11 protein-coding genes are annotated in these 12,990 nt (G+C 66.7%); 2 read left to right on the forward strand and 9 right to left on the reverse strand.

Translation table 11 applies throughout. From position 1 onward, the window contains the following. Positions 1-53: 53 nt before the first annotated feature. Positions 54-1,793, reverse strand: coding sequence for a dipeptidase (locus RT97_RS13490; RefSeq protein WP_042579274.1), 1,740 nt, complete (start codon positions 1,791-1,793; stop codon positions 54-56). Between the two features lie 60 nt (positions 1,794-1,853). Here RT97_RS13490 and RT97_RS13495 point away from each other — a divergent pair, with 60 nt between their 5' ends. Beyond that, positions 1,854-2,444 carry a DNA-3-methyladenine glycosylase I gene (locus RT97_RS13495; RefSeq protein WP_042579275.1) on the forward strand — a complete coding sequence of 197 codons (591 nt, stop codon included), beginning with the start codon at positions 1,854-1,856 and terminating at the stop codon, positions 2,442-2,444. A gap of 87 nt (positions 2,445-2,531) precedes the next feature. Here RT97_RS13495 and RT97_RS13500 read toward each other — a convergent pair whose 3' ends face one another. From RT97_RS13500 to RT97_RS13525, 6 genes are all read right to left on the reverse strand, one after another. Further along, positions 2,532-2,882 carry a hypothetical protein gene (locus RT97_RS13500; RefSeq protein WP_042579276.1) on the reverse strand — a complete coding sequence of 117 codons (351 nt, stop codon included), beginning with the start codon at positions 2,880-2,882 and terminating at the stop codon, positions 2,532-2,534. 164 nt (positions 2,883-3,046) lie between these two features. Further along, positions 3,047-3,928: an isocitrate lyase/PEP mutase family protein gene (locus tag RT97_RS13505; protein WP_042579277.1), complete on the reverse strand. Its 882-nt coding sequence runs from the start codon at positions 3,926-3,928 to the stop codon at positions 3,047-3,049. Between the two features lie 7 nt (positions 3,929-3,935). Beyond that, a complete protein-coding gene (locus tag RT97_RS13510) occupies positions 3,936-4,904 on the reverse strand; it encodes a Bug family tripartite tricarboxylate transporter substrate binding protein (protein WP_155403806.1) in 969 nt (322 codons plus the stop codon). A 98-nt stretch (positions 4,905-5,002) separates the two neighbouring features. Continuing rightward, the gene (locus RT97_RS13515; RefSeq protein ID WP_042579278.1) at positions 5,003-6,472 is read right to left on the reverse strand and encodes a bifunctional 2-methylcitrate dehydratase/aconitate hydratase; all 1,470 of its coding nucleotides are present in this window, start codon (positions 6,470-6,472) and stop codon (positions 5,003-5,005) included. Between the two features lie 45 nt (positions 6,473-6,517). Next, complete coding sequence (gene prpC / locus RT97_RS13520; RefSeq protein WP_042579279.1) at positions 6,518-7,684, reverse strand: bifunctional 2-methylcitrate synthase/citrate synthase; 1,167 nt, start codon at positions 7,682-7,684, stop codon at positions 6,518-6,520. Further along, entirely contained in the window at positions 7,681-8,094 is a 414-nt protein-coding gene (locus RT97_RS13525; RefSeq protein ID WP_042579280.1) for an acyl-CoA thioesterase, read from the reverse strand. Before RT97_RS13525 ends, prpC begins: the two co-directional genes overlap by 4 nt. A 141-nt stretch (positions 8,095-8,235) precedes the next feature. Between RT97_RS13525 and RT97_RS13530 the strand changes: the two genes are divergently transcribed. Further along, positions 8,236-9,747, forward strand: coding sequence for a short-chain fatty acyl-CoA regulator family protein (locus RT97_RS13530; protein WP_042579281.1), 1,512 nt, complete (start codon positions 8,236-8,238; stop codon positions 9,745-9,747). Here the strand turns inward: RT97_RS13530 and RT97_RS13535 are convergent. Both RT97_RS13535 and metE read right to left on the reverse strand, forming a co-directional pair. Then, on the reverse strand, positions 9,689-10,540 hold the full coding sequence (locus RT97_RS13535) for a hypothetical protein (protein ID WP_042579282.1): 852 nt from the start codon (positions 10,538-10,540) through the stop codon (positions 9,689-9,691). The two genes, RT97_RS13530 and RT97_RS13535, sit on opposite strands and share 59 nt — an antisense overlap. A gap of 47 nt (positions 10,541-10,587) precedes the next feature. After that, positions 10,588-12,933 carry a 5-methyltetrahydropteroyltriglutamate--homocysteine S-methyltransferase gene (metE, locus tag RT97_RS13540; RefSeq protein ID WP_042579283.1) on the reverse strand — a complete coding sequence of 782 codons (2,346 nt, stop codon included), beginning with the start codon at positions 12,931-12,933 and terminating at the stop codon, positions 10,588-10,590. Positions 12,934-12,990 lie beyond the last annotated feature (57 nt).

Here is a 12,990-nt window from a genome sequence, read left to right on the forward strand (position 1 = left end):
AACGTAGCGGATGAGGCGCAGGGTGCAGCTTTAGGTTTGCAGACCGCGTGCCGTCACTGCATCTGCTGCAGGTTGCCGATGCGCACGAGCATCTCGGTGAACATCTGCATGTCGGCGTCGAGGTCCGGCACCTCCTTGTACTCCTTGGCGTTGTGCGCGGTGTATTTCTTGCCCGGCATCGCGGGGCCGAAGTTGATCGCGTTGGGCATCAGCTTGGCGGTCGTGCTGCCCGCCGTGGGCACCGGCTTGGCTTCGAGACCGGTGGTGCTGCCATAGATGTCGAGCAGCGTCGAGAGCCATGCGCCCTTGGGGTCGCGGGCCATCCAGTTGCCTTGGTCGTAGTTGACGTCGAGCTTCACCTGGTTCGCCGCAGCCCATGCATCGACCTTCGCCGTGACCTGCGACTTCAATTCGTCGGGCGTGCGGCCGCGCGGCATGCGCACGTTGGTCGTCATTTCGAGCTTGCCGTCCGTTCCCATGCGGATGAGGTTGGGCGAGAAGGTCAGCGGGCCCATGAAGTCGTCCTTGTAGCCCAGGCCCATCTTCTCGCCGAGGTACCCCGTGCCGTAGAGCGCATCGATGTATTTCACGGCCTTCAGGTAGTGGTTGGCGGCGAGTGGCGCACCCGATTCCTGCAGGAAGAGCGCCAGGCGCGGCAGCGGGTTCACGCCCTCTTCCGGTCGCGAGCCGTGCGCCGAGGTGCCGGTCACCTTGATGTCGATGCTGTCGGCACCGCGTGCGATGTCGATGGCGAACTTGCCGCCCTTCGGTTCGTACTTCTGCAGGAAGGCTGGCTTTGCCGCTTCGAGCTTTGCGGCCACTGCGGCGAGGTCGCCACCCTTCAACGTGGCTGTTGCCGTTTGCGAGATCGCGTTGGCGGAAGCCGCGCCGCTCATCGCGGTGATCGCGGTCGAGGCGCCGTTCACGGTCTCCGCGGGGAACGACACCTTCAGCGCGCCCGAGCCCTTTTCCGCGACGACCGCGGGGTACTTGCTGTCGAGCACGATGTTGTAGGCCGGAAGCTGCGTCTTGCTGCGGTAGTACACCATCGCGTCACCGCCGGTTTCTTCGGTGGTCTCGATCATCAGGCGGATGCTGCGGTCGATGGACAGGCCGCTGTCCTTCACGGCCTTCATCGCAAAGAGCACGGCGGCGATGGAGCCCTTGTCGTCGATGGTGCCGCGACCGTAGAGGAAGTCGCCCACGCGGGTCATCGTGAAGGGGTCGAGCTTCGTGCCGTCGTCCAGTACCCATTCGGAGAGCACTGCAGGCACCACGTCGGCGTGCGTGAGGATGCCGAACTCCTCGCTGCCCTTGCCCTTGAGGCTCACCTCGAAGATGCGGTTGTCGACATTGCGGTAGACCAGGCCGAAGTCCTTCGCCATCTTCTCCACGAGCTTGCCGAAATCGATGATCTGTGGGCTCTCGTGCGGCGGCACCTGCACGTTGCGCACCGTGGGGATTGCCACCATCGTGCCGATGCTCGCGATCACGGCCTGCTGGTTCTGCAGGCGGTTGTAGAGGCCGAGCAGGCGCGCGATGTTGACGAGGTCGTCGCCTGCCATTGGCGCTTTGCTGCGATAGGCTGCAGCGACCGGCTGCAATGCGGCATTCGTCTTGACGGCCTGGGACAGGAAGGCATTGAAATCGGCAGGCGCCTTGCCACCGCTTTTCCATGCCGCGGCCAACTGGTCAAGCGCCGGTTTCTGGAGCGTGTCGGCAAGCGCCGGTGCACCGAGACCGAGCGCGATGCCTAGCGAAAGGGCCGACAATGAAAATCGAAATTGCTGCATCAGGGTGACTTCCTCATTCTGAAAACATCTCCCGACGATAGCCGAGCGACACATCGAACAATGAACAGCACCACGACCCCTACCAACAAGACCACCGCCGTCCGCTGCGCCTGGGCCCAGACCGATCCGCTGCTGGCCGACTACCACGATGCCGAATGGGGCGTGCCCGAATACGACAGCCGCGCGCTGTGGGAAAAGCTGATGCTCGACGGCTTCCAGGCGGGGCTCGCGTGGATCACCATCCTGCGCAAGCGCGATGCGTTCCGCAAGGCCTTCAAGGGCTTCGTGCCCGAGAAGGTCGCCAGATTCACCGCCGACGATGTCGAGCGGCTGATGCAGGACGCGGGCATCGTGCGAGCGCGCGCCAAGATCGAAGCGACCATCGGCAATGCGCGCGCCTACCTCGCGATGCAAGCCGCTGGCGAGGATTTCTCGGAGTTCATCTGGGGCATGGCGGGCGGCAAGCCCATCGTCAACAAGACTGGCAAGGTCCCCACGCAGACGCCACTCTCGGAAGAGATTTCGAAGGCGCTCAAGAAGCGCGGCTTCAAGTTCGTCGGCCCGGTGATCGTCTATGCATGGATGCAGGCCACGGGCATCGTGGACGACCATGCGCCGGATTGCCACCGGCACGGATCGAAGAAGAAATAAGCACCAATGAAAAAAACCGGGCCGCGCTTTCGCACGGTCCGGTTTTCTGTTTGGCTTGTGACCTGAAGCGGCTTGCGACGCGACGGATTACAGACCGGCTTGACGCGTGAAGGTCAGGCTCTTGGCTTGCGAGGGGATCACGCTTCCAGCGAAGGTTTCGGGGCGCAGGTTCTGGCCCGGTGCGTGCGCTGCGGCAACAGCCTGGGCGCGAACTGCGGCGCGGTCGGTGGTCGAAGCGGTCAGCGTGGGAGCCACGGCGGACGAAGCAGCATCGCTGTATTCGTTGCCGGCGCGGGCGGCAGCAGCAGCCTGGGGCGCCACGTCGGCGCGGCTGTAGCCGGAGGTCAGGGGTTGCACGCCTTCATAGGTTTCTGCATGGGCGCCAGCGGCGGCGAGCAGGGAGAGAGCGGCGGCGGCGAGGATGTTCGAGGTCTTCATTTCAATTTCCTTCTTGATTGGGCTTTGGATGCCCTGAAGTTTGCACCACGATTCCAAGGGAAAACCCTATCCAATCGAATCGCAGTGTTCATGAAACTGAAACAATGACCGGGAACTTTGTGACGAGGCTAAGTCAAGTGGCCGTTTCGTCGCTAAAAACCCGGCTAGTTTGCGTACTTTTTCTCTAGCTCGTCAAGCAGCGGCTTGCCAACCAGACGCTGCCGCTCCGCAAACGGCGCAACCAACGCCGGGTCTTCATCGAGGCGCCGGGTGTCGCGCAGAACAGTCAATGCACGTTGCATGCCAGCCACCGCGCCCTGCAATGCGGCATTGGCGTACAGCACGAAGCCGTAGCCCAATTGGCCGAGTTCCTCGGCGCCGAAAGTCGGCGTCTTGCCGCCGATCACCATGTTCATGAGCTGCGGCTTGCCCAGCCGCTTCGGCATCGCGCGCACTTCGTCGGCCAGGGTGACGGCCTCGACGAAGAGGATGTCCGCACCAGCCTCACTGAACTTCTGCGCCCGCTCGATCGCGGCCTCGAAGCCATGCACGGCGGCCGCATCGGTGCGCGCCATGATGAGCAGATCGCTGTCCTGCCGCGCATCGACCGCCGCCTTGATCTTGCCCAGCATCTCGTCGGTGTCGATCACCGCCTTGCCCGAGAAATGGCCGCAGCGCTTGGGGCTCACCTGGTCTTCGAGCTGGATGCAGTCGGCCCCCGCCCGCTCGAGCACGCGCACCGCGTGCCGCACGTTGAGCGCATTGCCGAAGCCCGTGTCGGCATCGACCAGCAACGGCAGGCTCACCGCATCGCGGATGCGCGCGGTGTGCTCGGCGATTTCATGCAGCCCCATGAAGGCCTGGTCGGGCAGCCCGAGATACATGTTGGTCACGCCCGCACCCGTGATGTAGATCGCCTCGAAGCCGAGGTCTTCGATCACGCGGGCCGACATCGCGTTGAACGCGCCCGGCACCAGCACGCCGCGGCGCGCCTCGGCCAGCTTGCGCAGGGTTTTCCGGGTGGATTCGTTGGTGTTCGTGCTCATTGGGTTCCTAGTCTTCCTTCATGCCCGTGGCCTTGACCACGCCGCCCAGCCGCGCACGCTCTTCGTCGACGAACTTGGTGAACGAGGCGCGCGTGCCGCCGATGGGCTCGATGCCCATGCCCTTCAAGTGCTCCGCGGTGGCCGGCGTCTTCATGGCGGCGTCGATGGCCGCGGCCATCTTGTCGAGGATGGCATCGGGCGTGCCGCGCGGCGCGTGGACGCCCGCCCAGTGCGCGATGCGGATCTCGGGGAAGCCCTCTTCCGCGGCCGTTGGCAGTTGCGGATACGCCGAGATGCGCTGCGTCCACGTGCCCGCGAGCGCCCGCAGCTTGCCGCTCTTGATGTACGGCAGCACCACGATGCTGGCCTCCGACGTCGCCTCGACCTGGTTGCCCAGCACCGCGGTGATCGATTCGGAGCCGCTCTTGTAGGGCACCACGTCGAGCTTGCCGCCGTACTTCGTCTCCAGGATGCCCTCGACGAAATGCGGCGTGCTGCCGGTGCCTGCCGTCGCCCAATGGAAGCCGTTGGCCGACTTCTTCGATGCGGCCACGAACTCCTTGAGGTCCTTGTAGGGCGCGTTGGCGGGCACGACCACCACCGACGGTGCGAGCGCGATCATGGCCACCGGCACCAGCGCGTCGTCCTTGTAGGGCATGTTCTTCTTGATCATGCTGTTGGACACCACGCCCGCCGCGCTCACCAGGAAGGTGTAGCCATCGGGCGCGCTCTTGGCGACCACGTCGGCGCCGAGGATGGCGCCCGCGCCGGGCTTGTTGTCGATGACGACCGGCTGGCCGAGTTGCTTGGATGCGCCCTCGGCCGCGGCGCGCGCCATCAGGTCGTTGGCTCCGCCGGCCGAGAACGGAACGACGAGGCGGATCGGCTTGGTCGGCCACGCCTGTGCACAAGCGCCCTGGGCCAGTACCGATGCCGCGAGCCCGATGGCCAGTGAAGCGAGGCGGAATGGAATCATGTGGTTCTCCTGTGTTGTAGTGGGGTATGAAGAAGCCCGGCGGACCGGGCTTTTTCATGATGCCACGCCCCTCTTTCCGGGGCCTCCCACAGGGCGAATCAGGCGGCCGATGCGTACAGGTCGACGTACTCGTGCACCGGCATCGCCTCGAGCTTCCTCGCATTGAGCGACACGTCCAGGATCGCCTGCTGCTGCTTCTGCGCGAAACGGCGCGCGAGGTTGGTCCGGAACTTCGCTTCGAGCAGCGGGATGCCGTCCGCGCGGCGGCGCTTGTGGCCGATCGGGTACTCGACGACGATCTCCGGGAAGCTGGTGCCGTCCTTGAACTCGACGGTCAGCGCGTTGGCGATGCTGCGCTTGTCGGGGTCGTGGTAATCAGCGGTGAACTTCGGGTCTTCCACGCAGACGATCCTGTCGCGCAGCGCGTCGATGCACGGGTCGTTCGCCACGCTGTCTTCATAGTCGCCGGCCGTCAGGCGACCGAAGATCATCGGGACCGCCACCATGTACTGGATGCAGTGGTCGCGGTCTGCCGGATTGTTCAGCGGTCCCTTCTTGTCGATGATGCGGATGCAGGCCTCGTGCGTGCGGATCGTCACGCGGCGGATGTCGTCCACCGTCTTGCCGGACTTCTGCAGTTGCGCATGCAGCGCCATCCCCGCCTCCACCGCCGTCTGGCTGTGGAACTCAGCCGGGAAGCTGATCTTGAACAGCACGTTCTCCATCACGTAGCTTCCCCATTCGGATGCGGGGCGCTGGAACTTGAAGGGCTGGCCCTTGAACAGCACGTCGTAGAAGCCCCAGGTCTTGGCGGTGAGCACGCTCGGGTAGCCCATCTCGCCGGTCCTGGCGATCAGCGCCAGGCGCACCGCGCGGCTCGTCGCATCGCCCGCGGCCCAGCTCTTGCGGCTGCCGGTGTTGGGCGCATGGCGGTAGGTGCGCAGGCTCTGGCCATCGACCCACGCGAGCGACACAGCATTGACGATCTCGTCGCGCGAGAGGCCCATGAGGCGCGCCACCACCGCGGTCGATGCCACCTTGACCAGCACGACGTGATCGAGCCCGACCTTGTTGAACGAGTTCTCCAGCGCCAGGCACCCCTGGATCTCGTGCGCCTGGATCAGCCCGGTGAGCACGTCGCGCATCGTGAGCGGCGCACGCCCTGCGGCTACGGCATTGCGGCTCAGCCAGTCGGCCGTGGCCAGGATGCCCCCGAGGTTGTCGCTCGGATGACCCCACTCCGCCGCGAGCCAGGTGTCGTTGAAATCGAGCCAGCGGATCATCGTGCCGATGTTGAATGCGGCCTGGATCGGATCGAGCTGGTGCGGCGTGCCGGGCACCTTCGCGCCATGGGGCACCACCGTGCCGGGCACGACCGGTCCGAGCAGCTTGGTGCAGGCCGGATATTCGAGCGCCTCGAGACCGCAGCCCAGCGTGTCGATCAGGCAGTGGCGCGCGCTTTCATAGGCCAGAGCACTGGTGATCTGCCGGTGCGCGAGCACGTAGTCGACGATGTCGACCAGCACCTGGTCGGGTTCGGGGCGGACGTTGCTGATGGGAGCGGACATGGTTCTTCTCTGTTGCAGTAAACGATGCGAAGCGGTGCGGAGGCGCTAGCGGCGGTCCGAGATGGGCACGAAGACCAGGTCTTCCGGGCCGGTGTAGTTGGCGCTGGGCCGGATGATCTTGTTGTCCTGCCTCTGCTCGATGATGTGCGCCGCCCAGCCGCTGGTGCGCGCGATCACGAAGAGCGGCGTGAACATCGCGGTCGGCACGCCCAGCATGTGATAGCTCACGGCGCTGAACCAGTCGAGGTTCGGGAACATCTTCTTGGCGTCCCACATGACAGTTTCGAGCCGTTCGGCAATGTCGTACATGCGGGTGGAGCCGGCCTCTTCCGAGAGCTTTTTCGCCACGCGCTTGATGACCACGTTGCGCGGGTCCGAGACGGTGTAGACCGGGTGGCCGAAGCCGATGACGACCTCCTTGGCCTCCACGCGGCGGCGGATGTCCGCGTCGGCTTCGTCGGGCGTGTCGTAGCGCTTCTGGATCTCGAAGGCCACCTCGTTGGCGCCGCCGTGCTTGGGGCCGCGCAGCGCGCCGATGGCGCCGGTGATGGCCGAGTACACATCGGAGCCCGTGCCCGCCACCACGCGCGCGGTGAAGGTCGAGGCGTTGAACTCGTGCTCGGCGTAGAGGTTGAGCGAGGTGTGCATCGCGCGCTCCCAGCTCGCAGAAGGCGCGCGGCCATGCAAGAGGTGCAGGAAGTGCGCGCCGATCGAGTCATCGTCGGTCTCCACCTCGATGCGCCGGCCCTGCGTGGACCAGTGGTACCAGTACAGCAGCATCGAGCCGAGCGAAGCTAGGAGGCGGTCGGCGATGTCGCGCGCGCCCGGCAGCGAATGGTCGTCCTTCTCGGGCAGCACGCAGCCGAGCGCCGAGACGCCGGTGCGCATCACGTCCATCGGATGCGCGCTCGCGGGCAGGCGCTCCAGCGCCTCCTTCACGCTCGCGGGCAGGCCGCGCATCGCTTTCAGGCGCCCCTTGTAGGCGCGCAGTTCGGCGCCGGTCGGAAGCTTGCCGTGCACCAGCAGGTGCGCGATTTCCTCGAACTCGCAAACGTCGGCGATGTCCAGGATGTCGTAGCCGCGGTAGTGCAGGTCGTTGCCCGTTCGGCCCACGGTGCACAGCGCCGTGTTGCCCGCGGTCACGCCCGAAAGCGCGACGGATTTCTTGGGCTTGAAGCTAGTGGCTTTCTGGCTGTCTGCGGTCAGGGTCATACGGTCTCCTCGAATGTCTGTTCATGAAGGCGCGGCGTATTTGCCAGCCGCACCGGGCGTCCGGCGGCATCCACGGCCACCATCTCGAATTCGCCGTCGAGCACGCGGGTGAGCGCCTCGGTGGCCACGTCCTGCACCCTGCCCGCCACGCGCACGCTGAGCGAGCTGCGGCCCACGCGCGAGACGTGCGCATCGAGCACCAGCGTGCTGCCCAGCCGCACCGGCGCATGGAACACCACCTCTCCGCATCGGGCCATCACCACGTCGCCGCGCACGAACCCGCGGCCACTGAGGAATGCCGCCTTCGACAGCAGCTGCAGCGCCTGCCCGCCGAACAGCGTGCCGTAGTGGTTGGTGTGTTCCGGGAACACCACCTCGATCAACCGGACCGTGCCGCGAGCGTTTTGCATGATTCGCAATTTACGCAAGATGCTGTCCATAATGAAGGGCTAAATTGGCGAATGATTGCGAACGCGGCACCGCGAATTTGCGAATCTTGCGAATTCGGCGAACCACGCGAACCACGTGCATATCGAAGAACGGATCGAACGATGAAGAAGACCTTCATGGGCGTGCGGCTGCGCAGCCTGCGCGAAGAGCGCGGCCTGAGCCAGCTCGCGCTCGCGCAGCAACTGGGCCTGTCGCCGAGCTATCTCAACCAGATCGAGCAGAACCAGCGGCCCCTCACCGTGCCCGTGCTGCTGCGCCTGCACGCCACGCTGGGTGTCGATATCCAGGCCTTCTCGGAGGACGAGGAAGCGCGCCTCGTCGCGAGCCTGCGCGAGGCGCTGGCCGACAACCCGGGCGGCGACGCGGTCGCGCTCGCCGAGCTGCGCGAAGTCGCCACGCAGATGCCCGCGGTGGGCCGCGCACTGGTCGCGCTGCACCAGCGGCATCGCGACGCGATGGAACGCCTCGAGGCACTTGCCGGCGAATTGGGCGATGGCCGCGGCGACCTCGCGCGCATGCCGCAGGCACGGCCGATGCCCTTCGAGGAAGTGCGCGACTTCTTCTTTGCGCACCAGAACCACATCGCCCCGCTCGACAACGCCGCCGAGGCGTTCTCCGCCGATTGGCGGCTGCGCGAAGGCAACCCCGGCGACCGACTGGCGCAGCGCCTGCTGGAAGCGCACGGCGTGCAGGTGATTCCGGCCGAAGACGACGAAGGCGGCGCGCAACGCCGCTTCGATCCGGCCACGCGCGTGCTCAGGCTCTCGCGCTACCTGGAACCGGGCCAGCACGCCTTCCAGCTCGCGACGCAACTGGCCTTTCTCGAACTCGGCGACGCGATCGATACCCTGGTCGCCGAAGCGCCCCTGTCGAGCGACACCGCGCGGTCGCTCGCGCGCATCGGCCTTGCGAACTATTTCGCTGCCGCGCTGCTGCTGCCCTACGGCGTGTTCCTCGAAGCGGCCGAACTGCTGCGCTACGACATCGACCAGCTCGCGCGCCGCTTCGGCGTCGGCTTCGAAACCATCTGCCACCGCCTGAGTTCGCTGCAGCGGCCCGAGGCGCGCGGCGTGCCCTTCTTTCTCATCCGCGTCGACCGCGCCGGCAACATCTCCAAGCGCCAGTCGGCCACGCATTTCCACTTCTCGAAAACCGGCGGCACCTGCCCGCTCTGGAACGTGTACGAGGCCTTCGCGCAGCCGGGCCGGGTGCTCACGCAACTCGCACGCATGCCCGACGGCCGCGCTTACCTCTGGATCGCGCGCACCGTGTCGCACGGCTATCGCGGGTACGGCTCGCCCAACAAGACTTTCTCGATCGGCCTGGGCTGCGACGTGAGCCACGCGACGCGGCTCGTCTACTCCAAGGGCATGGACCTGCGCGATCCCGAGGTTCCGACGCCCATCGGCGCGGGCTGCAAGGTGTGCGAGCGCGAGGCTTGCCCGCAACGCGCCTTCCCGTTCGTGGGCCGGCCGCTCGATGTGGACGAGAACCAGAGCCGCTTCATGCCCTATGCCGCGGCGCCGGACAGGTACGGCGCCGCGCGCGCCGCACTCAAGAGCGGGGCCAGCCGCGCACCAGCGTCCGGATCGCCACGGCGCCGCTCCCCTTGACCTCGGCGCGGTAGGCGCCCACCAGCGCCTCGCGCTCGGCAGCGGCCTGCTGGTCGTTGCGCCAGGCGAGCAAGGCCGCGACGTCCGCATCGGGCAAGGCCGCGAGCAGCGCCTGCGTGACCTGTTTCTCGAATTCGCGCGCCACCGTCAACAGGTTGCGCGGACGCGGCGACGTGATGCCGCGCGACCACAGCGTGTCGATCGCCATGTCGAGCGTGCGGTCGGGCAGCGAGGTGAACTGGCCGGCATTGCCGCGGGCCAGTTGCTTGACGACGGAACTGAGCAGCAACTGGCTGGAGAAATCGACTTCGCGCGTGTCGGCCACGGCCATGCGCTCGAGCAGTTCGGTGCGCGCCGGGTCGGCCGGCTTCGCACGCTCGCGGTTGAAAAACTCGACCTTGGCTGCGTCGTCCATCGCCGCGTAATCGGTGCGCAGCTTCGCGAAACGCGCCACGGCCTGCTGAACCTGCGGGCTCGGCGCGGCGGCGCCCTTGCCTGCCGCGGCCACCTCCTGCTGGATGGCAGCCACCGAAGCCTTCACATCGAACGAGCGCGATGCGGCCGTGTCCAGCGCCGCTAGCGCCTTGTCGGCGATGGCCTGATCCGGCGGGTCCAGCAACTGCCGCGCATCGCGCGATACGGCGCCGGTCGCATACGCGGCCTGGTAGCGCGCCTGCACGCCTTCGAACTGCAGCAGTGCCTCCGCGCGGCCCTGCGCCCAGGCCATGGCCGGCGCGAGCAGCAGCGAAAAGACGAGGACGAGACGTTTGGCTGCGAGGGGAGAGACGGTCATGGCCCCATTATTGGCGCTCGCCACGACCACCCTCCTTCCCCGGGGCTTCAGCCCGCCGCCAGTTCCTTGCGCAGCAGCTTCGCGGCCGTGACCATGTTCGACAGCGCCGCCTCGGTCTCAGGCCAACCCCGGGTCTTCAGGCCGCAGTCGGGGTTGATCCAGAGGTTCTCGTGCGGCACCACGACCGCGGCCTTGCGCATGAGGCGCACGATCTCGTCCACCGAGGGCACGCGTGGCGAGTGGATGTCGTACACGCCCGGGCCGATCTCGTTCGGGTAGCGAAAGCCCCCGGCGTCCTTCTCGCCGCCGAAGCCGCGCAGCAGCTCCATGTCGGATCGGCTGGTCTCTATGGTGATCACGTCGGCATCCATCGCCGCGATCTCCGGCAGGATGTCGTTGAATTCCGAATAGCACATGTGGGTGTGGATCTGCGTCTCGTCGCGCACGCCCGAGGCGCTGATGCGGAAGGCGCGCGTGGCCGACTTCAGGTACGCGGGCCACCCCGCGCGGCGCAGCGGCAGGCCTTCGCGGATCGCAGGCTCGTCGATCTGGATGATGCCGATGCCCGCACCTTCGAGGTCCACCACCTCGTCGCGGATCGCCCAGGCGATCTGCTCGCAAGTGGTCGCGCGCGGCTGGTCGTCGCGCACGAAGGACCACTGCAGGATCGTGACCGGGCCGGTCAGCATGCCCTTCATCGGCAGCCTGGTGAGGCTCTGCGCGTAGGCGGTCCATTCGACCGTCATGGCAGCCGGTCGCGCCACGTCGCCGAAGATCACCGGCGGCTTCACGCAGCGCGAGCCGTACGACTGCACCCATCCGTTGGCGGTGAAGGCGAAGCCGTCGAGTTGCTCGCCGAAGTACTCGACCATGTCGTTGCGCTCGGCCTCGCCATGCACCAGCACGTCGATGCCGAGTTCTTCTTGCTTGCGCACGGCCAGCGCGATCTCGGCCCGCATCTTCTCGCGGTAGCCGGCCGCATCGAGCTCGCCGCGCTTGAAGGCGGCGCGCGCGGCGCGGATGTCCGAGGTCTGCGGGAACGAGCCGATGGTGGTGGTCGGCAGCGCGGGCAAGGCGAAGCGCGTGCGCTGCACCGACTGACGCTGCCGAAAGACCGAGGTACGGGCTTCGTCGCCGGCCACGCTGCGCGCAAGACGCAGCGCCACGTCGGCACGGTGCACGCGTGGGCTGCTGCGGCGCGCAGCAACGGCGGCACGAGCCGTCTTGAGTTCGTTCGCGACGGAGGCTTCACCGCCGTCGAGCACGGCCCGCAGCACGCGCAGCTCATCGAGCTTTTCGACGGCGAACGCGAGCCACGACTTGAGCTCGGCATCGAGCCTTGTCTCGGCCGCGAGGCTGAACGGCACGTGCAGCAGCGAGCACGACGGCGCGATCCACAGTTCGCCGCGGTTCCTGTCGACCACCGGGCGCAGCGTGGCGAGCGCGGCATCGGGGTCGGTGCGCCAGATGTTGCGACCGTCGACGATGCCCACCGACAGCACCTTGTGCGCAGGAAGCCAGTCGGTCACGCCCGTCAGCTCCTGCGGAGAACGCACCGCGTCCACATGCAGGCCGGCCACGGGCAGCTGGCAGGCCAGGCGCAGGTTGTCCGAGAGCGCAGAGAAGTACGTCGCCACCAGCAGCTTGGGCGCGCTGCGCGCCAATTGCCAATACGAACGCTCGAACGCGTTGCGCCAGGCGTCGGGCAGGTCCAGGCCGAGGATGGGCTCGTCGATCTGCACCCACTCCACGCCCTGCTGCTTCAGGCGCGCGAGCACCTGCTCGTACACGGGCAGCAGCGAATCGAGCAGCGAGAAGCGGTCGAACCCGACCTCTTTCTCCTTGCCCAGGTACAGGAAGCTCAGCGGCCCGAGCAGCACGGCCTTGACCGCATGCCCGGCCTGCTGCGCCTGCGCCACTTCGTCGAAGAGCCGCGCCGAGGACAACGCGAACTGCGTGGCCGCGGTGAATTCGGGCACGAGGTAGTGGTAGTTGGTGTCGAACCACTTGGTCATCTCCAGCGCGAAAGTGCCTTCCGCGCCGTGGCTGCAGTGCTCGTCGTGCACATGACCGACCTCATCTTCGACGCCGCGCGCCATCTTGAAGTAGCGCGAAAGCTCGGGCTCGTCGCCGGAGAAGTCGAAGCGCGCCGGCTCGCAGCCGAGCAACTGGATGTGGTTGGCCACCTGGTCGTAGTAGGCAAAGTCGCCGACGGTCACAAAGTCGAGCCCCGCATCGCGCTGGGCCTGCCAGTGGCGCGCGCGCAGCTCCTCGCCGACGGCCTCCAGCGCGGCGCGGTCGATCTCGCCGCGCCAGTGCTTTTCGAGGGCGAACTTCAGTTCGCGGTTGGCGCCCATGCGCGGAAAGCCGAGGGTGTGGGTACGGGTGGTCATTGCAGTCATCAGGTCGCGTGAATCTTGGGAATCCGCAATGGTCGAGCTTTGAGGCAT

Origin of the sequence: Variovorax paradoxus (genome assembly GCF_000834655.1) — a bacterium.
Taxonomy (GTDB): domain Bacteria; phylum Pseudomonadota; class Gammaproteobacteria; order Burkholderiales; family Burkholderiaceae_C; genus Variovorax; species Variovorax paradoxus_F.